The sequence below is a fragment of the Pseudomonas sp. LB3P93 genome, from assembly GCF_054898025.1.
This window is the reverse complement of the sequence record NZ_CM142713.1, coordinates 4,060,250-4,083,457: the sequence shown is the minus strand read 5'-3', so window position 1 is coordinate 4,083,457 and position 23,208 is coordinate 4,060,250. Positions and strand designations below refer to the sequence as shown.

The following is a 23,208-nucleotide window of genomic DNA, read 5'->3' as shown; positions in this document are numbered from 1 at the left end:
GGTACGCTCGAACGAAGCCAGATGTTCAATCCAAACAATGGAGTTCAGCATGGGATACAAGAAGATTCAGGTTCCAGCAGTCGGCGACAAAATCACCGTCAACGCGGACCATTCTCTCAATGTTCCTAACAACCCGATCATCCCCTTCATCGAAGGTGATGGTATTGGCGTTGATATCAGCCCGGTCATGATCAAGGTTGTCGATGCTGCTGTTAAGAAGGCTTACGGCGGCGAGCGCAAAATTTCCTGGATGGAAGTCTACGCCGGGGAGAAAGCGACTCAGGTTTACGATCAGGACACCTGGCTGCCCCAGGAAACCCTGGACGCGGTCAAGGATTACGTGGTTTCCATCAAGGGCCCTCTGACCACCCCGGTCGGTGGCGGCATTCGTTCCCTGAACGTGGCCCTGCGTCAGCAACTCGACCTTTATGTGTGCCTGCGCCCTGTGCGCTGGTTCGAAGGCGTGCCTAGCCCGGTCAAGAAACCAGGCGACGTCGACATGACGATCTTCCGTGAGAACTCGGAAGACATCTACGCCGGTATCGAATGGAAAGCCGGTTCGCCGGAAGCGACCAAGGTCATCAAGTTCCTCAAAGAAGAAATGGGCGTTACCAAGATCCGTTTCGACGAGAACTGCGGTATCGGCGTCAAGCCGGTTTCGTTGCAAGGCACCAAGCGTTTGGCGCGCAAGGCGTTGCAGTACGTGGTCGACAACGACCGCGACTCGCTGACCATCGTGCACAAAGGCAACATCATGAAGTTCACCGAAGGTGCCTTCAAGGAATGGGCCTACGAAGTGGCCGCTGAAGAATTCGGCGCGACCCTGCTCGACGGTGGTCCGTGGATGCAGTTCAAGAACCCGAAAACCGGCAAGAACGTCATCGTCAAAGACGCCATCGCCGACGCCATGCTCCAGCAGATCCTGCTGCGCCCGGCCGAATACGATGTGATCGCGACCCTGAACCTGAACGGCGACTATCTCTCTGACGCCCTGGCGGCGGAAGTGGGCGGTATCGGTATCGCGCCAGGTGCCAACCTGTCCGACACCATTGCCATGTTTGAAGCGACCCACGGTACCGCGCCGAAGTACGCCGGCAAGGACCAGGTCAACCCGGGTTCGCTGATCCTGTCCGCTGAAATGATGCTGCGCCACATGGGCTGGACCGAAGCGGCGGATCTGATCATCAAGGGCACCAACGGCGCGATTTCGGCCAAGACCGTGACCTATGACTTCCACCGTTTGATGGAAGGCGCGAAACTGCTGTCGTCTTCTGCGTTCGGTGATGCGCTCATCTCGCACATGTAAGCGAGTTCACGCACGACAAAAACCGCCCGATTCAGTGATTGAGTCGGGCGGTTTTTTTATGACTGGATGATCGGTTGCGTCAGTTCGACACTGTTTCCTGTTTGGTAACAGGCGCAGTCTGTTCGCTGGCGGAAGGGGCAAAGCCGATCTTCACTGCGTGCAGCCCTTTGGGGCCCTGAACGATTTCGAAGCTTACGATTTGCCCGGCCTTGAGGGTCTTGTATCCGTCCATCTCGATGGCTGAATAGTGGGCAAAGAAATCAATAAGATGACCGTCTTCGTCGCGACCTTCTCTGGCGTCGGTGTTAATGAAACCGAATCCTTTGGCATTGTTGAACCATTTCACCTTACCGACTGACATACCCATATCCCTCTGCAACAGACTCCATCACTGGAGTATCATCCAGTACATCCGCAGTCAGATCCTTAAATAAGATTGACTCCGCGGACCTTTTTTACCCACTGTGGGCTCTATTGGTTGTAACACCGTTTTCCCGATAGTCAAGGTGACCGGGCGGTCGGAGTTGAAATCGTCCCTAGCCGCCCCCACCACTGTATTTGCACAACTGACGAACCTTTCTTTCCATGCATGCAATCAGCCAGATTCGACTAACATTCAATCAGGATCGCCCGGTTCTCCAGAAAGATCACCCGGGGACTCAAGACGACGATTCCGCAGGCATTGCTGTTCAGGAGGCGAAGCCTGCATTACAGGCGCCACCGATGTACAAGGTGGTTTTGTTCAATGATGACTACACACCGATGGATTTCGTCGTCGAAGTGCTCGAGGTGTTTTTTAACCTGAATCGGGAGCTGGCGACCAAGGTCATGTTGGCCGTCCATACAGAAGGACGGGCAGTATGTGGAGTGTTTACCCGCGACATCGCCGAGACTAAGGCCATGCAGGTCAACCAGTACGCCAGGGAAAGCCAGCATCCGCTACTCTGTGAAATCGAGAAGGACGGTTAATCGCCGACCACTTGGGTATGAGGTGAAGCTATGTTAAACCGCGAGCTCGAAGTCACCCTCAATCTTGCCTTCAAGGAGGCTCGTTCGAAGCGTCATGAATTCATGACCGTCGAACACCTCCTGCTGGCCCTATTGGATAATGAGGCTGCCGCCACCGTTTTGCGTGCCTGCGGCGCAAACCTCGACAAACTCAAGCATGATTTGCAGGAGTTCATCGACTCCACCACGCCATTGATCCCCGTTCATGATGAGGATCGCGAAACCCAGCCAACCCTGGGCTTCCAGCGTGTACTGCAACGTGCTGTGTTCCACGTACAGAGCTCGGGCAAACGCGAAGTGACTGGCGCCAACGTGCTGGTCGCCATCTTCAGTGAGCAAGAGAGTCAGGCAGTGTTCCTGCTGAAACAGCAGAGCGTTGCGCGCATTGATGTCGTCAACTACATCGCCCATGGCATTTCCAAAGTGCCGGGGCATGGCGATCACTCTGAAGGTGAGCAAGATATGCAGGACGACGAGGGCGGTGAGTCTTCTTCTTCAGGCAATCCTCTGGATGCTTATGCCAGCAACCTCAACGAACTCGCGCGCCAGGGTCGTATCGATCCATTGGTAGGCCGTGAGCTGGAAGTCGAGCGTGTCGCGCAGATCCTGGCGCGTCGTCGCAAAAACAATCCGCTGCTGGTGGGCGAGGCGGGCGTGGGTAAAACCGCGATTGCCGAAGGCCTGGCCAAACGTATTGTCGACAACCAGGTGCCGGACCTTCTGGCCAACAGCGTGGTGTATTCCCTCGATCTGGGCGCCTTGCTGGCCGGGACCAAGTACCGTGGCGATTTCGAGAAGCGCTTCAAGGCGCTGCTCAATGAGCTGAAAAAACGTCCGCAGGCGATCCTGTTCATCGACGAAATCCACACCATTATCGGTGCGGGTGCCGCGTCCGGTGGCGTCATGGATGCCTCGAACCTGCTCAAACCGCTGCTGTCGTCGGGCGATATCCGTTGCATCGGATCGACCACGTTCCAGGAATTCCGTGGGATCTTCGAGAAGGACCGTGCCTTGGCCCGGCGCTTCCAGAAGGTCGATGTGTCGGAGCCTTCGGTGGAAGACACCATCGGCATCCTGCGCGGCCTCAAAGGTCGGTTCGAAGCGCACCACAACATCGAATACAGCGATGAAGCGTTGCGTGCGGCCGCCGAACTGGCTTCACGCTACATCAATGACCGGCACATGCCGGACAAAGCCATCGACGTCATCGACGAGGCGGGTGCCTACCAGCGTTTGCAACCGATCGAGAAACGGGTGAAACGCATCGAAGTGCCTCAGGTCGAGGACATCGTTGCGAAAATCGCGCGGATTCCGCCTAAACATGTCACCAGCTCCGACAAAGAGCTGCTGCGTAACCTTGAGCGTGACCTGAAGCTGACCGTATTTGGCCAGGATGCCGCCATCGACTCTCTGTCGACCGCGATCAAACTGTCCCGTGCCGGCCTCAAGTCGCCTGACAAGCCTGTCGGTTCGTTCCTGTTCGCAGGGCCGACCGGTGTCGGTAAAACCGAAGCGGCGCGTCAGCTGGCCAAGGCGTTGGGCATCGAGCTGGTTCGTTTCGACATGTCCGAGTACATGGAGCGCCACACTGTATCGCGTCTGATCGGTGCACCTCCTGGCTATGTCGGGTTCGATCAGGGCGGTCTGCTGACCGAAGCCATCACCAAGCAGCCTCACTGCGTGCTGTTGCTCGATGAGATCGAGAAGGCGCATCCGGAAGTCTTCAACCTGCTGCTGCAGGTCATGGACCACGGTACGCTCACCGATAACAACGGGCGCAAGGCGGACTTCCGTAACGTGATCGTCATCATGACGACCAACGCCGGTGCCGAAACCGCAGCACGTGCTTCGATCGGTTTCACCCATCAGGACCACTCGTCCGATGCGATGGAAGTGATCAAGAAGAGCTTCACGCCGGAGTTCCGCAACCGTCTGGACACCATTATCCAGTTTGGTCGCCTCAGTCATGAGGTCATCAAAAGTGTGGTGGACAAGTTCCTTACCGAGCTTCAGGCGCAGTTGGAAGACAAGCGCGTGCAGCTGGAAGTGACCGACGCTGCGCGCAGCTGGCTGGCGGCGGGTGGTTACGACTCGGCGATGGGCGCTCGGCCGATGGCGCGTTTGATCCAGGACAAGATCAAGCGTCCGCTGGCGGAAGAGATCCTGTTCGGCGAACTGGCCGACCATGGTGGCGTGGTGCACATCGACCTCAAGGACGGCGAGCTGACCTTCGAGTTCGAAACCACGGCCGAAATGGCCTGACGTTAACCGCGACAAAGCAAAAGGCGCCGAAAGGCGCCTTTTTTAGTTTGGGTGTATATCCATTTCTGCGGTAACGGCTACTTAGGGTTTCGCCCTTACGGCGACTCACTTTTTTTACAAGCGCCTAAAAAAAGTAAGCAAAAAAACGCTCGCCCCAAGCGTCCGGCCCCTCGCCTGGGCTCGGCGTACCTTCGCTCCGGTATCCATCCGGGGACACTGCCCTCCGGTTGGCTTCGCTGCACCTACATGCAGCGTGTTCGACTGCGTCGAACGGCGCTGCGCGCCACTCCCCGGATGAACACCTCCACTCAGCCTCCCGAAAGGGGCGGGCAGATCAAGATCAAGAGCTGAAGGCGAGCTAACGCTCGGCCTGATGAGTGGTGAAAAGCGCGCGTACATACGCTCAACCGCATCCCTTGTAGGGGGTTGTCGAGTGAAACGAGGCTGCGATTTTTTGATTTTTTGCTTCGGCTTTGGCTTCGGCTTCGGCTGTGGCTGTGGCTGTGGCTGTGGCTGTGGCTGTGGCTTTTGACGTTGATCCTGCTTTTGACCTTTTGCCCCTTCGGCAGGCCGAGCGTAGGTGTTCATCAGGGGATTAGGCGCGTAGCGCCGTTCGGCGAAGCCGAACACATCGAGAGGAGGTCGTCGCGAAGCAGACCGTAGGCGATGTCCCCTGATGGATACCGAAGCGAGGGAACACTGAGCTTTAGCGAAGTGCCGTACGCCGGGGCAAAGCCTTTTGGTTCCTTTTTGGCGTTTGAAAAAGGGACTCGCTGTAAGAGCGAAACCATATTCAGCCGTTACCGCAGCAACGGATATACACCCAAAGCCCAAAGCCCAAGAACCAAAAAAACCACCAGACCGCACAAACAAAAACGCCCGGCATAAGCCGGGCGTCTTGTATTGACTTGATTAGCGAGCGCGGTAAGTGATGCGCCCTTTGCTCAAGTCATAGGGCGTCAGCTCGACGCGCACTTTGTCACCGGTAAGAATACGAATGTAGTTCTTGCGCATCTTGCCGGAGATATGCGCGGTTACGACGTGCCCATTTTCCAACTCCACACGAAACATGGTGTTGGGCAGGGTGTCGACGACAGTGCCTTCCATTTCGAAGCTGTCTTCTTTCGACATGCAGTAAAGCCCTCGGTGTCCAATGAATGGCCCGGTGCAACTGCGCCAGGCAAAAGCGGCGTGCATTGTGCCCGAAAAATGGGGTTTAAGCCAAGGGGTTCTAGTTCAGGATGACCCAGCGCTGATTAATCAGCAGTTCGATAGGGCGATATTGCGTCTTGTAGCTCATCTTTTTGCAGTTTTTGATCCAATAGCCGAGGTAGACCGCTTCCAGCCCAAGGCGCCGGGCTTCGCCGATTTGCCAGAGGATCGCGTAGCGACCCAGGCTGCGCCGTTCTTCATCGGGTTCGTAGAAGGTGTAAACCGCCGACAGACCGTTCGGCAGCAAATCGGTCACGGCGATCGCCAGCAGCCGGCCTTCGAGACGAAATTCGTAAAAACGCGAGAACGGCAGGTCACGCACCAGGAACGTCGAAAACTGGTCGCGGCTCGGCGGGTACATGTCGCCATCGGCGTGACGCTGTTCGATGTAGCGCTGATAGAGATCGAAATACTCTTCGCTGAATTGCGGTCTGGCCGGGCGCACTTGCAGGTCGGCGTTGCGCTTGAAGATGCGCTTCTGCTGACGGTTGGGGGTAAATTGCGCCACGGGGATGCGTGCCGGGACGCATGCATTGCAATTCTGGCAATGCGGTCGGTAGAGATGATCGCCGCTGCGACGAAAACCCATTTCAGACAGGTCTGCGTAGACATGCACATCCATGGGCTGACTAGGGTCGAGGAACAGCGTCGTGGCCTGCTCCTCGGGCAGATAGCTGCAAGAGTGGGGCTGAGTGGCATAAAACTTCAAACGCGCCAACTCGGTCATGATCAACCCTCGGGATAAGCTTTGAATTAAGTGTAAGCCACGCGCGCAAAAGTCGCTCAGCAAACCCAGGTTGCGCGGCTGGGTTGATCCAGGTGCTGCGCGAGAAAATTGGCGAAGTCGCGGCGAGGAATCGCTCGGGCGCCGAGGCTGTGCAGATGGTCGGTTGGCATCTGGCAGTCGATCAGCACAAAACCCGAGTCTTTCAGATGTCGCACCAGGGTGGCAAAGCCATATTTCGAAGCGTTGTCGGCGCGGCTGAACATCGACTCGCCGAAAAACAGCTGACCCATCGCCAGGCCGTACAGCCCGCCCACCAGCACGCCATCGTCCCAGACCTCGACGGAATGCGCGTAGCCACGCTTGTGCAGTTCGAGATAAGCGGTCTGCATCGCATCGGTGATCCAGGTCCCGTCGGCATACTCGCGGGGGGCGGCGCAGGCGCTGATCACCGAAGCAAAATCCTGATCGAAGGTCACTTGATAGCGTTGTTGGCGCAACAATTTACTCAGGCTGCGAGAGACATGCAGTTCGTCGGGAAACAGGACGGTGCGTGGATCCGGCGACCACCAAAGGATCGGTTGGCCCTCCGAGAACCATGGAAAGCAGCCGTGGCGATACGCCTGAATCAGACGATCGGCAGACAGATCGCCGCCCGCGGCCAACAGTCCGTTGGGGTCGCGCATGGCTTTTTCCAGCGGCGGGAAGGTCAGGGTGTTGCGTTGTAACCAAGTCAGCATGGCATCCGGGCTTGCAGAAGGGGAGGGCGGTGGCGGGCTGGTGGGCCCGCCGTAAAGTGTGCCGTCAAACGGTGGGAATGTCGTCGAGGTATTTCTCGGCGTCCAGCGCGGCCATGCAGCCAGCCCCGGCGGAGGTCACGGCCTGTCGGTAAACATGATCGGCCACGTCGCCGGCGGCGAACACGCCCGGGATCTCGGTGGCCGTGGCATCGCCTTCGCTGCCGCCCCTGATCAGCAGATAGCCGTCACGCATTTTCAGCTGGCCCTCGAACAGGTCGGTATTGGGCTTGTGGCCGATGGCGATGAACACGCCGGCCAGCTCCAATTCACGGGTTTCGCCGGTGTTGCTGTCGCGCAGGCGGGCGCCGGTCACGCCGCTGGCATCACCCAGTACTTCATCGAGATTCTGATTCCAGTGCAGGCGGATATTGCCGTTGGCGGCTTTTTCGAAGAGTTTGTCCTGAAGAATCTTCTCCGAACGCAACTTGTCGCGCCGGTGAATCAGGTGGACTTCCTTGGCGATGTTCGACAGGTACAGAGCTTCTTCAACCGCGGTGTTGCCGCCGCCGACGACGGCGACCACTTGATTGCGATAAAAGAATCCGTCACACGTGGCGCAGGCCGAAACCCCTCGGCCGGCAAACGCTTCTTCCGAAGGCAGTCCCAGGTACTGCGCGGAAGCACCGGTGGCGATAATCAGCGCGTCGCAGGTGTAAGTGTCGCCATCGCCGATCAACTCGAACGGGCGCTGTTGCAACTTGGCGGTGTGGATATGGTCGTAAACAATCTCTGTAGCAAAGCGCTCGGCGTGTTTTTGCATGCGTTCCATCAGCACCGGGCCGGTGAGGCCCTCGACGTCGCCGGGCCAGTTATCGACTTCGACGGTGGTGGTCAGCTGGCCACCTGCCTGTATGCCGGTGATGACAACGGGTTTGAGGTTGGCGCGTGCGGCATAAACGGCTGCGCTGTATCCGGCAGGGCCGGAACCCAGAATGATCAGGCGGGAATGCTTCGGTTCGCTCATAAAAACACCTCATAAGCCTTTGTCACAAAAGAGAATGCATGCTCAAATTGAACCGCGCGTAATGTGCGTTTGGCTATGCTACACCGAAGGGCTTCAAACATGGCATCGGGCGAACAAACCCGTACAATGCCGTCTGTAACAGTGGTTGTAACAAAATTAGCTGTGCTTACCGTGTTTATAAAAACCGGGGTGCAGTGTTAAAAGTAGTCCCAGTTGCGCGTGTTAACTTTTTTACCTGCCTGGATTGGGCAGTTTTTTATAGTCATTCAACAGATGGACGCGCCTTGGGCGCAGGAAAAGAAGCGTTTTGAAGAAATCCACCGCAGCACCCAAAACAGTCGTCGTTCCACTCTGGCGCCAGCACTTGCACTACCGGCTCAAGGAAGGTGCATTGATCGCCATCGGCGGCCTGTGCCTGTTCCTGATGATGGCCTTGTTGACCTATGGCAAGGACGATCCGGGCTGGAGCCATAACAGCAAGATCGACGACGTGCAGAACTTCGGCGGGCCGGTCGGCTCCTACAGCGCCGACATCCTGTTCATGGTGCTGGGTTACTTCGCCTACATCTTCCCGTTGTTGCTGGCGATCAAGGCGTATCAGATCTTCCGTCAGCGCCACGAGCAGTGGCAGTGGAGCGGCTGGCTGTTCTCCTGGCGCCTGATCGGCCTGGTGTTTCTGGTGCTGTCGGGCGCGGCCCTGGCGCATATCCATTTCCATGCAGCGACCGGTCTGCCGGCCGGTGCTGGCGGCGCGTTGGGCGAAAGCCTTGGCGACCTGGCCAGGAACGCGCTGAACATTCAGGGCAGCACACTGTTGTTTATTGCGCTGTTCCTGTTCGGCCTGACGGTGTTCACCGACCTGTCGTGGTTCAAGGTGATGGACGTCACCGGCAAGATCACCCTCGACCTGTTCGAACTGTTCCAGGGCGCGGCCAATCGCTGGTGGGCCGCCCGTGTCGAGCGCAAACAGTTGGTTGCGCAATTGCGTGAGGTCGACGATCGCGTGCATGACGTGGTCGCCCCGACGGTGACGGACAAGCGCGAGCAAGCCAAGGTCAAGGAACGCCTGATCGAGCGTGAACAGGCCCTGAGCAAGCACATGTCGGACCGCGAGAAGCAGGTGCCGCCCGTCATCGCGCCAGCACCGCCCAAGCCGGCAGCGCCGAGCAAGCGCGTGGAGAAAGAGAAACAGGCGCCGTTGTTCGTCGACAGCGCCGTGGAAGGCACCTTGCCGCCGATCTCGATTCTCGACCCTGCCGAGAAGAAACAACTCAACTATTCCCCAGAGTCGCTGGCCGCCGTTGGCCACTTGCTGGAAATCAAGCTCAAGGAATTCGGCGTCGAAGTCTCGGTGGATTCGATCCACCCGGGCCCGGTCATTACCCGTTACGAAATCCAGCCAGCCGCCGGCGTCAAAGTCAGTCGCATCTCCAATCTGGCGAAAGACCTGGCGCGTTCCCTGGCCGTGACCAGCGTTCGTGTGGTGGAAGTGATTCCGGGCAAGACCACCGTCGGTATCGAGATTCCCAACGAGGACCGCCAGATCGTGCGGTTCTCCGAAGTGCTGTCGACGCCTGAGTACGACAACTTCAAGTCGCCGGTCACCCTGGCCTTGGGCCACGACATCGGCGGCAAGCCGGTCATCACCGACCTGGCGAAAATGCCGCACTTGCTGGTGGCCGGTACGACCGGTTCCGGTAAGTCGGTGGGCGTGAACGCGATGATCCTGTCTATCCTGTTCAAGTCCGGCCCGGAAGACGCCAAGCTGATCATGATCGACCCGAAAATGCTTGAACTGTCGATCTACGAAGGCATTCCGCACCTGCTGTGCCCGGTCGTGACCGACATGAAGGACGCGGCCAACGCCCTGCGCTGGAGCGTGGCGGAGATGGAGCGTCGCTACAAACTGATGGCGAAGATGGGCGTACGAAACCTGTCGGGCTTCAACGCCAAGGTCAAGGAAGCCCAGGACGCCGGTACGCCGCTGACCGACCCTTTGTACAAGCGCGAAAGCATTCACGACGAAGCGCCGCTGCTGACCAAGCTGCCGACCATCGTCGTGGTCGTCGACGAATTCGCCGACATGATGATGATCGTCGGCAAAAAGGTTGAAGAACTGATTGCCCGTATCGCCCAGAAGGCCCGTGCGGCCGGTATCCACTTGATCCTCGCGACCCAGCGTCCGTCGGTTGACGTGATCACCGGTCTGATCAAGGCCAACATCCCGACGCGTATGGCGTTCCAGGTGTCGAGCAAGATCGACTCCCGGACGATCATCGACCAGGGCGGCGCCGAACAACTGCTGGGTCACGGTGACATGCTTTACATGCCGCCGGGCACCAGCCTGCCGATCCGTGTCCATGGTGCGTTCGTGTCCGATGACGAGGTTCACCGGGTGGTTGAAGCCTGGAAACTGCGCGGTGCACCGGAATACAACGACGAGATCCTGGCCGGTGTCGAAGAAGCCGGTAGCGGTTTCGACGGCGGCAGTGGCGGTGGCGACGAAGACAGCGAATCCGATGCGCTCTATGACGAAGCGGTGCAGTTCGTTCTGGAAAGCCGCCGCGCGTCCATCTCTGCGGTTCAGCGCAAGCTGAAAATCGGCTACAACCGCGCCGCCCGCATGATCGAAGCCATGGAAATGGCCGGGGTCGTGACGTCCATGAATACCAACGGTTCGCGTGAAGTCCTGGCACCTGGCCCGGTACGCGACTGATTTGATTTTTGAAAGGGCTGCGCAGACATGCGCCGCCCGAACTCCCACGAATGTTATGAGGACTCCCATGCGTCTTATCCGCATGCTGTTGCTGCCGGTACTGGCTTTGACCACGCTCTCGGCCCACGCCGATGACAAGGACGTGGCACGTCTGACCCAACTGCTGGAAAAATCCCAGACCCTGACTGCACGCTTCTCTCAGCTGACGCTGGATGGCGGTGGCACCCAATTGCAGGAAACGGCCGGGCAAATGTCCCTGCAGCGTCCTGGCCTGTTTTACTGGCACACCGACGCGCCGAACGAGCAAGTGGTGGTTTCCGACGGCAAGAAAGTGACGCTGTGGGACCCGGACCTGGAACAGGCCACCATCAAGACCCTCGACCTGCGTCTGAGCCAGACCCCGGCGTTGCTGCTGTCCGGTGATGTGTCGAAGATCAGCGAGAGCTTCGCCATCAGCGCCAAGGAGGCCGGCGGCGTGATCGACTTCACTTTGAAGCCGAAAACCAAGGACACCCTGTTCGACAGCCTGCGCCTGTCGTTCCGCAATGGCCTGGTCAATGACATGCAACTGATCGACAGCGTCGGACAGCGCACCAACATCCTGTTCACCGGCGTGAAGGCCAACGAACCGATCCCGGCGTCCAAGTTCAAGTTCGACATCCCTAAAGGCGCGGACGTGATCCAAGAGTAAAACGCAAACCTGTGGGAACGGGCTTGTGTGGCGAGGGAGCTTGCTCCCGCTGGGGCGCGAAGCGCCCCCAAAAATGGGACTGCTGCGCAGTCCAGCGGGAGCAAGCTCCCTCGCCACAGGATTTCGCCAGACTTGAGAACTGCGTAATAAAGCGAGGTTTCAACCGCACGTGATGGACCTGTTTCGCAGTGCCCCGATAGCTCAACCCTTGGCCGCACGCCTGCGTGCAGCCAATCTGGACGAGTACGTCGGTCAGGAACACCTGCTCGCTCGCGGCAAGCCTTTGCGCGAAGCGCTGGAGCAGGGTGCCCTGCACTCGATGATTTTCTGGGGCCCGCCGGGCGTGGGCAAAACCACTCTGGCGCGGTTGCTGGCGGAAGTCTCGGATGCGCACTTCGAAACGGTCTCGGCAGTCCTGGCCGGCGTGAAGGAAATCCGTCACGCGGTGGAAATCGCCAAGCAGCAGGCCGGCCAATACGGCAAGCGCACCATCCTGTTCGTCGATGAAGTGCATCGCTTCAACAAGTCGCAGCAGGATGCATTCCTGCCCTACGTTGAAGACGGCACGCTGATTTTCATCGGCGCGACCACGGAAAACCCCTCGTTCGAACTCAACAATGCCTTGCTCTCCCGGGCCCGCGTCTACGTGCTCAAAAGCCTCGACGAAGCGGCCCTGCGCAAACTGGTACATCGCGCGCTGACCGAAGAGCGTGGCCTGGGCAAGCGGCAACTGACCCTCAGCGATGAAGGCTTCCAGATGCTGTTGTCCGCTGCGGATGGCGATGGCCGACGTCTGCTCAACCTGTTGGAAAACGCCTCGGACCTGGCCGAAGACAACAGCGAGATCGGCGTCGATCTGCTGCAAAGCCTGCTTGGCGATACCCGTCGGCGTTTCGACAAGGGTGGGGAAGCGTTCTACGACCAGATTTCCGCGCTGCATAAATCGGTGCGCGGCTCCAATCCCGACGGCGCGCTTTACTGGTTCGCACGGATGATCGACGGCGGTTGCGATCCGCTGTACCTGGCCCGGCGCGTGGTGCGCATGGCCAGCGAAGACATCGGCAACGCCGACCCGCGCGCCCTGAGCCTGTGCCTGGCGGCGTGGGAAGTGCAGGAGCGCCTCGGCAGTCCCGAAGGCGAATTGGCGGTGGCCCAGGCCATCACCTATCTGGCCTGCGCGCCGAAAAGCAACGCGGTGTACATGGGTTTCAAAGCCGCCATGCGCAGCGCCACCGAGCACGGTTCGCTGGAAGTGCCGCTGCACCTGCGCAACGCACCGACCAAGCTGATGAAGCAATTGGGTTACGGCGATGAATACCGTTACGCCCACGATGAGCCGGACGCTTACGCCGCTGGCGAAGACTACTTCCCGGAAGAGCTCGAGCCGCAACCGTTCTATCAACCGGTGCCTCGCGGCCTGGAGCTGAAGATCGGCGAAAAGCTCAATCACCTCGCACAACTTGATCGTCTCAGCCCCCGGCAGCGGAGAAAATAGTGATTCCTTTGGTCATTGCTGTCTCCGTCGGCGGTGTCGCCGGGACACTGTTGCGCTTTGCCACCGGTAATTGGGTCAACGCTAATTGGCCGCGGCACTTCTATACCGCGACGCTGGCCGTTAATATCGTCGGCTGTCTGCTGATCGGCGTTCTATACGGTCTGTTTTTGATCCGCCCGGAGGTTCCGATTGAGGTGCGCGCCGGGTTGATGGTTGGCTTCCTCGGGGGGCTGACGACTTTTTCATCCTTTTCACTGGATACGGTGCGCCTGCTCGAAACCGGGCAAATGCCGCTAGCCCTGGGCTATGCTGCCATCAGCGTATTCGGCGGGCTGCTCGCTACCTGGGCTGGCCTGTCCTTGACCAAACTTTGATAACGAGAGACCGATATGCTCGATTCCAAACTGTTACGTAGCAACCTTCAGGACGTAGCGGACCGCCTGGCATCCCGTGGCTACACGCTGGATGTTGCGCGCATCGAAGCGCTGGAAGAACAGCGCAAGACCGTCCAGACCCGCACCGAAGCATTGCAGGCTGAGCGTAATGCACGTTCCAAATCCATCGGTCAGGCCAAGCAGCGCGGCGAAGACATCGCGCCGTTGATGGCCGACGTCGAGCGCATGGCGGGCGAATTGAACGCTGGTAAAGTCGAGCTGGACGGGATCCAGACCGACCTGGATTCGATCCTGCTCGGCATCCCGAACCTGCCGCACGAATCCGTACCCATCGGTGATGACGAAGACGGCAACGTCGAAGTGCGCCGCTGGGGCACCCCGACCGCTTTCGATTTCCCGGTTCAGGACCACGTGGCCCTGGGCGAGAAGTTCGGCTGGCTGGACTTCGAAACTGCCGCCAAGCTGTCCGGCGCCCGTTTCGCCCTGTTGCGCGGCCCGATTGCCCGCATGCACCGCGCCCTGGCGCAGTTCATGATCAACCTGCACACCAGCGAACACGGTTACGAAGAGGCTTACACGCCTTATCTGGTTCAAGCGCCAGCATTGCAGGGCACTGGCCAGCTGCCGAAGTTCGAAGAAGACCTGTTCAAGATCAGCCGCGAAGGCGAAGCCGATCTGTACCTGATCCCGACCGCTGAAGTGTCGCTGACCAACATTGTTGCTGGCGAGATCGTCGATTCGAAACTGCTGCCGATCAAGTTCGTCGCCCACACCCCGTGCTTCCGCAGCGAAGCCGGTGCGTCGGGTCGTGATACGCGCGGCATGATCCGTCAGCACCAGTTCGACAAGGTTGAGATGGTCCAGATCGTTGAGCCGTCGACCTCGATGGAAGCACTGGAAGGCCTGACGGCCAACGCTGAAAAAGTCCTGCAACTGCTCGAGCTGCCATATCGCACTATTGCACTGTGCACTGGCGATATGGGCTTCAGCGCGGTCAAGACGTACGACCTGGAAGTGTGGATCCCGAGCCAGGACAAGTACCGCGAGATCTCGTCGTGCTCCAACTGCGGCGACTTCCAGGCCCGTCGTATGCAAGCGCGTTTCCGCAACCCGGAAACCGGCAAGCCTGAACTGGTTCACACCCTGAACGGTTCCGGCCTGGCGGTCGGTCGTACGCTGGTGGCGGTGCTGGAAAACTACCAGCAGGCCGACGGTTCGATCCGTGTGCCTGAAGTGCTGAAACCGTACATGGGTGGCCTCGAGGTCATCGGCTAAATGGACTATCTGCCGCTGTTTCATAACCTTCGCGGCAGTCGTGTGTTGGTCGTCGGCGGGGGGGAGATTGCCTTGCGCAAATCCCGCCTGCTGGCCGAAGCCGGTGCGCTGCTGCGGGTGGTCGCACCTGAAATCGAACCGCAACTGCGCGAACTGGTTGCCGGCAGCGGTGGAGAGTGCCTGTTACGGGGCTACGCGGAAACGGACCTGGACAGTTGCGGGCTGATCATTGCCGCCACCGACGACGAACCGCTGAACGCGCAAGTCTCCGCCGATGCCCATCGGCGTTGCGTGCCGGTCAACGTGGTGGATGCGCCAGCCTTGTGCAGCGTGATCTTCCCGGCGATCGTCGACCGGTCTCCCTTGATTATTGCGGTGTCCAGCGGCGGCGATGCGCCGGTACTGGCGCGGTTGATCCGCGCCAAGCTGGAAACCTGGATTCCTTCCACCTACGGTCAACTGGCCGGCCTGGCGGCGCGTTTTCGCAGTCAGGTCAAAGGCCTGTTCCCGGATGTGCAGCAGCGTCGGGCGTTCTGGGAAGATGTATTCCAGGGGCCGATTGCCGACCGGCAACTGGCCGGGCAGGGCGCTGAAGCCGAACGCTTGATGCTGGCGAAAATTGCCGGTGAAGCACCGACTGCAACGGGCGAAGTCTATTTGGTGGGCGCCGGCCCGGGTGATCCCGACCTGTTGACCTTTCGTGCCTTGCGTCTGATGCAGCAAGCCGATGTGGTGCTGTATGACCGTTTGGTCGCCCCGGCGATTCTCGATTTGTGCCGTCGCGATGCCGAGCGGATTTACGTCGGCAAGCGTCGCGCCGATCACGCCGTGCCGCAGGATCAGATCAACCAGCAATTGGTGGATTTGGCCAAGCAAGGCAAGCGGGTTGTGCGATTGAAGGGCGGTGATCCGTTCATTTTCGGTCGCGGCGGTGAAGAGATCGAAGAGCTGGCGGCTCATGGCATCCCGTTCCAGGTGGTGCCGGGTATCACGGCCGCCAGCGGTTGCGCGGCGTACGCCGGTATTCCGCTGACTCATCGTGATTACGCGCAGTCGGTGCGATTTGTCACCGGGCACTTGAAGGACGGCTCCACCGATTTACCGTGGGCCGACCTGGTCGCGCCGGCGCAAACCCTGGTGTTTTACATGGGGCTGGTGGGCTTGCCGATCATCTGCGAGCAGTTGATCAAGCATGGTCGCGGGGCGGACACCCCGGCGGCGTTGATTCAGCAGGGCACCACGGTCAATCAGCGGGTGTTTACCGGCACGCTGGCCGATTTGCCACGGCTGGTGGCGGAGCATGAAGTGCATGCGCCGACGCTGGTGATCGTTGGGGAAGTGGTGCAATTGCGCGAGAAACTGGCGTGGTTCGAGGGCGCTCAGGCGCAGGTCTGAATACCCCGGAACTGATCGTTCCCACGCTCCGCGTGGGAATGCATCCCGTGACGCTCTGCGTCACAGTGTCGGAAGCGGACGCGGAGCGTCCATGGCGGCATTCCCACGCAGAGCGTGGGAACGATCGTCTGTCAGGCTTTACGCCAAACCCCTTTCCCGTTCAACCGCGCCCGATCATGCGGTGCCGTGAAATCCTGCGCCGGCCCTTTCGGCACCACCCCGGTCGGGTTGATGGTCTTGTGGCTGCCGTAGTAGTGATTCTTGATGTGCTGAAAATCCACCGTCTCGGCAATCCCCGGCCACTGGTAAATCTCCCGCAGCCAGTTCGACAGATTCGGATAATCGGCGATCCGGCGCAGGTTGCACTTGAAGTGACCGTGGTACACCGCATCAAAGCGAATCAGCGTGGTGAACAGGCGGATATCAGCTTCAGTCAGGTACTCACCGACCAGGTAACGATTGGCGCCGAGTAAAGACTCCAGCCGATCCAGCTCGGCAAACACATCATCAAATGCCTCTTCATAAGCCGTCTGCGAAGTCGCGAACCCGGCGCGATAAACGCCGTTGTTCACCGCCGGATAAATCTGCTCATTCAACGCATCGATCTCGCCGCGCAGGGGTGCCGGATAGAAATCCAGGTCATTGCCGGTCAGGTCATCGAAAGCGCCATTGAACATGCGGATGATCTCCGCCGATTCATTGTTGACGATGCGATTCTGCTGTTTGTCCCAGAGCACCGGCACGGTGACGCGGCCGGTGTAGTCGGCGGTGTCAGCGGTGTAGCGCTGGTGCATGAAGTCGAAGTGATCGAGTTTGTCGCCGGTCGAGCCCAGGTTCTGGTCGAAGGTCCAGCCGTTTTCCAGCATCAGCCAACTGACCACCGAGACGTCGATCAGGTTGTCGAGGCCTTTGAGTTTGCGCAGGATCAGCGTGCGATGCGCCCACGGACAGGCGAGGGACACGTAGAGATGATAGCGGCCGGCCTCGGCTGCAAAACCACCGACACCCGTCGGGCCGGGCTTGCCGTTGGCGGTCAGCCAGTTGCGACGTTGCGCCTGTTCACGCTGGAATGCGCCGTCCTTGCTGCTTTCGTACCACTGGTCCTGCCAGCGACCTTCAACTAACAAACCCATGTTCAAGACTCCTAAACCGATAAGCGTTGGAGAGGAGTCTATTCGCATAGGTTCGATAAAATAGCGCAAAGATTGCAGGGTTATGATCGGTTAAATCGATCTGTTCCGAGCGTCCCAATACTGCTGGGCGGTTTCAAAGGCGTGTTCGCGAGTCTGTCCGAGGCCACGCAACGCGAGGGCCATGGTCGAGATCATCGCCATTTGCGGGTAGCTGTCGACCACATCACCGCGCCAGACGGCTTTCAAATGCTCAGTCTCCAGCGAGGCCGGTTTGACGTGGCGCTGGCTCGACAACTGCGGCCATTCCTCGTCCCAGCTTTCGCCGCCCGTGGTGCCGTACAAGTGGCTGTCGGCGTCCGGGTTGATCTCGATTTCGCCACCATCGCCCTTGATCACAATCGCGGTGTCGCCTAGCAAGCCGCTGGCATCGCGATGCACCGCCTGGTAACCGGGGTGGAAAATGCTTTGCAGGCCGCAGCGAGCGCCCAACGGATTGAGAATCCGCGTCAGCGAATGGATCGGCGACCGCAGGCCCAAGGTATTGCGCAGGTCGATCATGCGCTGAAGTTGCGGCGCCCAATCCACCAGCGGCATGAACGCCAGGCCACCGTTATCCAGTGCCGTGCCGACCTGTTGCCAGTCGCGGCACAGCGGGATGTTCAACGCGTCCAGCAGTTGCTCGCTGTACAGCCGGCCGGCCGTGTGGGCGCCCGCGCCGTGCATGAAAATGCGCACACCGTTCTGCGCCAGGCATTTGGCCGCCAGCAGGTACCACGGCAGATGACGCTTTTTGCCGGCATACGTCGGCCAGTCCAGATCCACCGCTAGCGCTGGCGGGTTCAGCCGTTCACGCAGGGCTTCGGTGAACCCGGCCATTTCCTCGGCGCTTTCTTCCTTGTGCCGCAACAGCATCAAGAACGCGCCGAGCTGGGTGTCCTCGACCTGGTCATCGAGCACCATGCCCATGGCTTCCCGCGCTTCGACGCGAGTCAGGTCGCGGGCGCCACGCTTGCCTTTGCCGAGGATCCGTACGAACTGGGCGAACGGGTGTTCGGCGGGCGTTTCGAGGGTCAGCGCTGGATAGTCGGTCATAAGCAATTCGTCGGTTTGGGCAGGCCCGCCAGTTTCGCGGCGAGTTTGGCAGGGGTGCCTTTGAACAGTCGGTTCAGGTGCAGGCTGTTGCCTTTTTCCGGGCCGAGCTTCAGCGCGGTGTACTTGATCAGCGGGCGAGTGGCCGGGGACAGCTGGAATTCGCTGTAGAAACTGCGCAGCAATTCGAGGACTTCCCAGTGCTCCGGGCTTAACTCGATGTCTTCTGCAGCGGCGAGGGCGGTGGCCACTTCATTGGACCAGTCGCTGAGTTCGACCAGGAATCCGTCCTTGTCCAACTCGATGGCGCGTGCGCCGACGGTCAGGGAATTCATAGCCAACTGTTGACCTTGTCGTAGTGGATCGACAGCTCGACGAAGGCCGGGTAATCGATGGACTCGGCTGCGTCGGGAATCTCCAGCGCACGAGCCTGGGCGTCTTCGGCCAGAACGAACAGTTTCAACGGGCGAGCATTCAGCGCGTTGAACGGCACAGTGCCTGGCTGCAACGCATACACCGCGTCGCCGGTCAGCAACAGCGCGTCGTTGGCGCCGATTACACGCAGGCAACTGGTCAGGCGGTCATCGCCGAACGGGGAATGAGACAACACATGCAAAGTCGACATCAGAGGGTGATCACCTGGTCGTAACGGTCAATAAGTGCAGTGATTTCCTGGGCGGCCAGCACCTGGGCTTCTTCAAGCGACCGACCGTTGAGGTCCAGACCCCGTTCGGCGGCGCTGTCACCACAGACGAACAGGTCTTCAACACCGAACATCGGCAACGCTTGCAGGTTGGCGCTCAGGTCTTTCTGTTGCAGGGCCTTGGCGTTCTGTTTCGCGGCAAGCTGGAACACCCCGTCATCGAGAAACAGCAAGCCGATCGGCAGGTCAAACGCGCCGCCGGCCAGCACGATGTCCAGCGCTTCCCGCGCGTTCGGCCCGGACCACGGGGCCTGACGGCTGATGATCAACAAGGATTTAGCCATCTCACGCGCCTCCGAAACAGATCAGGCGGTCAGCGTCCTGCACCGCGTCATGCAACTGGCCGAGGCCGGACAATTCCCACGGCGCGCTCACGGAAGCGGCGTCACGCTGATAGCGCCCGGCTTCCTCTTCGTTCAACACGCCACGGCGCAGGGCGGCGGCGATACACACCACGGCGTCCAATTGATGCTCGCTAACAAACGCGCGCCATTGCTTGGGCAGGTCCAGCTCATCCTGCGGGGTGACCACGCTGTCAGAGGCGTTGTAGACGCCGTCCTGATAGAAAAACAGCCGGACAATCTCATGCCCGCCGGCCAGCGCAGCCTGGGCAAACAGCAAGGCACGGCGCGAGGAGGGCGCATGGGCGGCGGAAAACAGCGCGATGGCGAACTTCATGACGGACTCGATCAGCAAAACTGTGGGCATGATAAAGCTTTATCGCGGGTGCGGCTAAATCGATGTTGTCTGTGCGGGCCCCATCGCGGGCAAGTCGAATCGTCGCACCGCCGCTCCCACAGGTTTTGTGGTGAAACTGCAATCCCAGGCATTACACAGATCCCTGTGGGAGCGGGCTTGCCCGCGATGAGGCCCGAACAATCAATACAATCAACGAGGCATATACCCCAACTGCCACCGCCGCGGAATCTTCAGCGACAGCAACCCGATCACCCCCGCCAGCAACCCGCTGACAAACAATGCCTTGAGCCCAAGGTGATGTTCCAGCACCGCGCCAAGCACGGCACCGGCAAACATGCCCGTCCAGGGAATCAACTGAACACGCCAGCCGTTGCGCCGCTCACCGAGCATCCATCGCCCCAGGCCGCGGCCGAAGCGCGACAGGGCGCCGGTAACGTAAGTGAGGCCGACCGGCAGGCCGTTCACTTCTTCTACCGCGGCATTGAGCATGCCCATGGCGATGATGGCAGCCAGCAGCGCCGGCAATTGTTCGTCATAAGGCCAGGCCGCGGCGCCGCAGAGCAACATCGCGATGCACAGCAGCAAGGGCAGCGCCCGGCGGCCACCGAGGCGGCTGACGACAATGCCCAGGGCGTTGCCGACGATGAAGGTCGCCACGAGAATCAACAGACGCAAGGTCAGGCCGAGATCGCCGTCGCTGATGGCCACGGCGAGGCGGGTGGTGTTGCCGCTCATGAAGGAGACAAAATCGCCACTGGCCATGAAGCCAATGGCATCGGTCATGCCGGCGAGTACCGAGAGCGCGGCCACCAGTGCCATGCCGATGCGCCCGCGCCATTTCTGGATATGCAGATGGCCCGGACTGGCGCGAGAAGTTGAGAGGGATGGCAACATCGGCGGAAGTCGTCCTCAGGCAGCGACCGTCGTGGTCACTTGCTCAATCCATATAACTCGCAATACTCCAGCCAGTCCATACCAGCCATCTCGGCCACTTCCTTGTGCACTTCCAGGCGCTGAGTCTCGTAGTCTTCAGGCGTTGCGGCGGTCAGTTGCAGCGTGAGCTCCCAGGCAAACAAACCCAGGCGCTCGGCTTCGGCTTCGAAGGCCTCATGCAAGCGCTCGTCGCGGTACTGCGCCGCAGTTTCGCCCTTGGCCTGAGCCAACAGCGGGTTGAGGTTGTCGAGTTCGACGCGCAGCTCGGGGCGCTCATCGAGAAACTTCTTCAGTGCCTGCTCGTGTTGCTGTTCGGTTGCCGCCATGGTCGCTCCTTGAGGCTGGGGTTACGAAGACTGCTTCTTGGCCTTGGCCGCAGCCGCCAGACACTCGAGCGCAAACTGCTCGGGATAGGTCATCTGGATCGGCGTGGTTTCGCCTTTGACGGTGCGTTCGCCGTCGAGGATGTAACGGATACGTTTGTCGGTGACGCCAATTCGCTTGGCGATCCAGGACGGTGTCTGACCGATCTGGCTGATCAGCTTGTCAGCGTATTCGGCGGTCGGTTTGTAATATTCGGCGTTGGGGGTCATGACCTTTCCAGAAAAATGGGCGATGCGACGTTAATGGCGCGACAGGGTGCGCGAATCGTCACTCGGTGTCGCGGTATAAATGAAGTAAAGCAGAACGATACGCTGTGCCACGGTGATACAGTCCGCTTTTTCTTGATGAGCGAACACAATGCGAATTCTGATGGTGGCGCTGGCCGTGACGTTGCTGGCGGGATGCGCCGGCTCGGTGATGAACGATGCCCGCACCAAAGCCCCTTACAAAACCCTGAAATCGGACAAACCGGAAAAAGTCGTCGCCCAGTGCGTGCAGTTTTCCTGGCAGGACGAGGCGGTGTTCGGTGTTGATGCCGGCGCGTATCTGCAGCCTGGAGAGAAGAGCGGGTCCACCGTTTACACGCGTTCGGCGGAGTCCTTCGTGGACGTGACCACCGATGCGTCAGGCACGGTGTTGAGTTACTACGCGCAGCAGGACGACTTTGTGGCCAAGCGCCGTCTGGCGGCGCTGGCAACCTGCCTCTGAATTGAGGCGTTGACCCACACCGTCCAACTGTGGGAGCTAGCCTGCTGGCGATAGCGGTTTGTTATTCAACAGAGATGTCGACTGACCCAACGCTATCGCCAGCAGGCTAGCTCCCACAGTTGAAGGGTGTGGATCATATGAGCGGGTTACACGTCGTTGATCAGGCGCTTCTGGAAGAAGAAGCGCTTATGCCCCGGCGGATAGTCGACAATCTGGCCTACCTCGCTGTAGCCCAGCTTCTTGTAGAACTCCGGCGCCTGGAAGTCGAAGGTGTCGAGCCATATCCCGACGCATTCCTTCTCCCGTGCCAGCTCTTCGGCCATTCGCATCAGCTGGGTGCCCAAGCCCTGCCCTCGGCCCTGTTCCGGCACCGACAGCAACTCGATGTACAACCACCTGTAAAAAACCCGACCATGCAGACCGCCGAGAATCTCGTCGTGTTCGTCGCGGATCAGCAGGGCAATGGGCTCCTGCTTCGAGACGCCGGCCTTTGAGGCGTTATAGGCGCGCAACGGCAGCAGAATTGCCTGCTCTTCGTCTTCGGTGGGGTTTTGCGACTGTTCGATTCGCAGTTCCATCAGCTCAATCCTTATGGCCATGAGGGGGCAACATCCGCAAGCCTACCGTGTGTCCCGGCGGTTGTTCCAGTCTCTTGAGTGGAACCCTCGCTCGCGCCCGGATGTCTAGCCTAAACAGCGTCATTCCAGAACGCGGCCAATGAGGATCACCCGTGAATATTTTTGAAGCCCTGCGTGAAAGTCACGACCGTCAACGCACCTATGCCAAAGCGCTCATCAAGACCAGCGGCGACACCCCGGAAAGGGTCGAGGCTTACAAGCAGCTGAAGTCCGAACTCCAGGCCCACGAAACCGCCGAAGAGCGCCATTTCTACATTCCGCTGATGGAGTTCGACAACGGCGTCGACCTCAGCCGCCATGCCATCTCCGAGCATCACGAAATGGACGAAATGATGGAAGAGCTGGATGAGACGGAAATGTCCAGCCCGGCCTGGCTGGCGACCGCCAAGAAGCTTTCCGAGAAGGTCCATCACCACTTGGAAGAGGAAGAGCAGAAGTTCTTCCAGATGGCCGGCAAACTGCTCGACGACAAGCAGAAAGAGTCCCTGGCCGGCCAGTACGAGAAGGAATACAGGGCGCAGCTTTCCTAGGCCGCACGAAGTCCCCAATTGCTGCCTTGCGCTGTAATCCATTTGCTACACGGGACGTAGGACTTGGATTGGAGTACTGGTTTTATATCCAGTATTTTCGGGTGGTCTGCCACGGCGGACTCATCCGGGCCAATAATGGGTCGATGGA

Annotated in this window: 26 protein-coding genes; 11 read left to right on the top strand and 15 right to left on the bottom strand. The window is 59.5% G+C overall.

Features of this window, described 5'->3' with window-relative positions:
• Positions 1–49 precede the first annotated feature (49 nt).
• The gene (gene icd / locus ACYZT8_RS18530; protein WP_461954776.1) at positions 50–1,306 is read left to right on the top strand and encodes an NADP-dependent isocitrate dehydrogenase; all 1,257 of its coding nucleotides are present in this window, start codon (positions 50–52) and stop codon (positions 1,304–1,306) included.
• A 79-nt stretch (positions 1,307–1,385) separates the two neighbouring features.
• Here icd and ACYZT8_RS18525 read toward each other — a convergent pair whose 3' ends face one another.
• Entirely contained in the window at positions 1,386–1,667 is a 282-nt protein-coding gene (locus ACYZT8_RS18525) for a cold shock domain-containing protein (protein WP_461974876.1), read from the bottom strand.
• Between the two features lie 224 nt (positions 1,668–1,891).
• Between ACYZT8_RS18525 and clpS the strand changes: the two genes are divergently transcribed.
• Positions 1,892–2,275, top strand: a complete 384-nt coding sequence (gene clpS, locus ACYZT8_RS18520) for an ATP-dependent Clp protease adapter ClpS (RefSeq protein ID WP_461974874.1) — start codon at positions 1,892–1,894, stop codon at positions 2,273–2,275.
• Between the two features lie 30 nt (positions 2,276–2,305).
• Complete coding sequence (gene clpA, locus ACYZT8_RS18515) at positions 2,306–4,576, top strand: ATP-dependent Clp protease ATP-binding subunit ClpA (protein WP_007946437.1); 2,271 nt, start codon at positions 2,306–2,308, stop codon at positions 4,574–4,576.
• 912 nt (positions 4,577–5,488) lie between these two features.
• Here the strand turns inward: clpA and infA are convergent.
• From infA to trxB, 4 genes are all read right to left on the bottom strand, one after another.
• Positions 5,489–5,707: a translation initiation factor IF-1 gene (infA, locus tag ACYZT8_RS18510; RefSeq protein WP_002553999.1), complete on the bottom strand. Its 219-nt coding sequence runs from the start codon at positions 5,705–5,707 to the stop codon at positions 5,489–5,491.
• A gap of 100 nt (positions 5,708–5,807) precedes the next feature.
• Positions 5,808–6,515: an arginyltransferase gene (locus ACYZT8_RS18505; protein ID WP_461974872.1), complete on the bottom strand. Its 708-nt coding sequence runs from the start codon at positions 6,513–6,515 to the stop codon at positions 5,808–5,810.
• 56 nt (positions 6,516–6,571) lie between these two features.
• Positions 6,572–7,252, bottom strand: a complete 681-nt coding sequence (gene aat, locus ACYZT8_RS18500; protein ID WP_461974870.1) for a leucyl/phenylalanyl-tRNA--protein transferase — start codon at positions 7,250–7,252, stop codon at positions 6,572–6,574.
• 64 nt (positions 7,253–7,316) lie between these two features.
• Positions 7,317–8,276: a thioredoxin-disulfide reductase gene (trxB, locus tag ACYZT8_RS18495; RefSeq protein WP_461974868.1), complete on the bottom strand. Its 960-nt coding sequence runs from the start codon at positions 8,274–8,276 to the stop codon at positions 7,317–7,319.
• Between the two features lie 307 nt (positions 8,277–8,583).
• Between trxB and ACYZT8_RS18490 the strand changes: the two genes are divergently transcribed.
• The 6 genes from ACYZT8_RS18490 (at position 8,584) to cysG (ending at position 16,243) form a co-directional block, all read left to right on the top strand.
• Positions 8,584–10,992 carry a DNA translocase FtsK gene (locus ACYZT8_RS18490; protein ID WP_403104285.1) on the top strand — a complete coding sequence of 803 codons (2,409 nt, stop codon included), beginning with the start codon at positions 8,584–8,586 and terminating at the stop codon, positions 10,990–10,992.
• 67 nt (positions 10,993–11,059) lie between these two features.
• Positions 11,060–11,683, top strand: coding sequence for an outer membrane lipoprotein chaperone LolA (lolA, locus tag ACYZT8_RS18485; protein WP_461974866.1), 624 nt, complete (start codon positions 11,060–11,062; stop codon positions 11,681–11,683).
• A 172-nt stretch (positions 11,684–11,855) separates the two neighbouring features.
• Positions 11,856–13,178, top strand: coding sequence for a replication-associated recombination protein A (locus ACYZT8_RS18480; protein WP_461974864.1), 1,323 nt, complete (start codon positions 11,856–11,858; stop codon positions 13,176–13,178).
• Positions 13,178–13,552, top strand: coding sequence for a fluoride efflux transporter CrcB (gene crcB / locus ACYZT8_RS18475; protein ID WP_461954768.1), 375 nt, complete (start codon positions 13,178–13,180; stop codon positions 13,550–13,552). Before ACYZT8_RS18480 ends, crcB begins: the two co-directional genes overlap by 1 nt.
• 15 nt (positions 13,553–13,567) lie before the next feature.
• On the top strand, positions 13,568–14,848 hold the full coding sequence (serS, locus tag ACYZT8_RS18470; RefSeq protein WP_461974862.1) for a serine--tRNA ligase: 1,281 nt from the start codon (positions 13,568–13,570) through the stop codon (positions 14,846–14,848).
• The gene (cysG, locus tag ACYZT8_RS18465) at positions 14,849–16,243 is read left to right on the top strand and encodes a siroheme synthase CysG (RefSeq protein WP_461974860.1); all 1,395 of its coding nucleotides are present in this window, start codon (positions 14,849–14,851) and stop codon (positions 16,241–16,243) included.
• Between the two features lie 131 nt (positions 16,244–16,374).
• Here cysG and ACYZT8_RS18460 read toward each other — a convergent pair whose 3' ends face one another.
• The 9 genes from ACYZT8_RS18460 to ACYZT8_RS18420 form a co-directional block, all read right to left on the bottom strand.
• Complete coding sequence (locus tag ACYZT8_RS18460) at positions 16,375–17,376, bottom strand: glutathione S-transferase family protein (RefSeq protein ID WP_461974858.1); 1,002 nt, start codon at positions 17,374–17,376, stop codon at positions 16,375–16,377.
• Between the two features lie 90 nt (positions 17,377–17,466).
• Positions 17,467–18,468, bottom strand: coding sequence for a glycosyl transferase family protein (locus ACYZT8_RS18455; RefSeq protein ID WP_461974856.1), 1,002 nt, complete (start codon positions 18,466–18,468; stop codon positions 17,467–17,469).
• Entirely contained in the window at positions 18,465–18,800 is a 336-nt protein-coding gene (locus tag ACYZT8_RS18450; protein ID WP_461954763.1) for a TusE/DsrC/DsvC family sulfur relay protein, read from the bottom strand. The genes ACYZT8_RS18455 and ACYZT8_RS18450 overlap by 4 nt, the downstream gene beginning before the upstream one ends.
• Complete coding sequence (tusB, locus tag ACYZT8_RS18445; protein WP_438658405.1) at positions 18,797–19,090, bottom strand: sulfurtransferase complex subunit TusB; 294 nt, start codon at positions 19,088–19,090, stop codon at positions 18,797–18,799. The genes ACYZT8_RS18450 and tusB overlap by 4 nt, the downstream gene beginning before the upstream one ends.
• Complete coding sequence (gene tusC, locus ACYZT8_RS18440; RefSeq protein ID WP_461974854.1) at positions 19,090–19,452, bottom strand: sulfurtransferase complex subunit TusC; 363 nt, start codon at positions 19,450–19,452, stop codon at positions 19,090–19,092. The genes tusB and tusC overlap by 1 nt, the downstream gene beginning before the upstream one ends.
• A 1-nt stretch (position 19,453) precedes the next feature.
• Complete coding sequence (tusD, locus tag ACYZT8_RS18435) at positions 19,454–19,846, bottom strand: sulfurtransferase complex subunit TusD (protein WP_461974852.1); 393 nt, start codon at positions 19,844–19,846, stop codon at positions 19,454–19,456.
• Between the two features lie 210 nt (positions 19,847–20,056).
• Positions 20,057–20,761, bottom strand: a complete 705-nt coding sequence (locus ACYZT8_RS18430; RefSeq protein ID WP_461954760.1) for a YoaK family protein — start codon at positions 20,759–20,761, stop codon at positions 20,057–20,059.
• 35 nt (positions 20,762–20,796) lie between these two features.
• Positions 20,797–21,126 carry a DUF6388 family protein gene (locus tag ACYZT8_RS18425; RefSeq protein ID WP_461974850.1) on the bottom strand — a complete coding sequence of 110 codons (330 nt, stop codon included), beginning with the start codon at positions 21,124–21,126 and terminating at the stop codon, positions 20,797–20,799.
• A 21-nt stretch (positions 21,127–21,147) separates the two neighbouring features.
• Positions 21,148–21,393, bottom strand: coding sequence for a hypothetical protein (locus tag ACYZT8_RS18420; RefSeq protein WP_169374052.1), 246 nt, complete (start codon positions 21,391–21,393; stop codon positions 21,148–21,150).
• A 148-nt stretch (positions 21,394–21,541) separates the two neighbouring features.
• Here ACYZT8_RS18420 and ACYZT8_RS18415 point away from each other — a divergent pair, with 148 nt between their 5' ends.
• Positions 21,542–21,892, top strand: a complete 351-nt coding sequence (locus ACYZT8_RS18415; protein ID WP_461954758.1) for a hypothetical protein — start codon at positions 21,542–21,544, stop codon at positions 21,890–21,892.
• A gap of 146 nt (positions 21,893–22,038) precedes the next feature.
• Here ACYZT8_RS18415 and ACYZT8_RS18410 read toward each other — a convergent pair whose 3' ends face one another.
• Complete coding sequence (locus ACYZT8_RS18410; protein ID WP_461974848.1) at positions 22,039–22,470, bottom strand: GNAT family N-acetyltransferase; 432 nt, start codon at positions 22,468–22,470, stop codon at positions 22,039–22,041.
• Between the two features lie 152 nt (positions 22,471–22,622).
• On the opposite strand from ACYZT8_RS18410, the gene ACYZT8_RS18405 reads away from it, so the two are divergent.
• Positions 22,623–23,060, top strand: a complete 438-nt coding sequence (locus tag ACYZT8_RS18405; RefSeq protein ID WP_461974846.1) for a hemerythrin domain-containing protein — start codon at positions 22,623–22,625, stop codon at positions 23,058–23,060.
• Positions 23,061–23,208 lie beyond the last annotated feature (148 nt).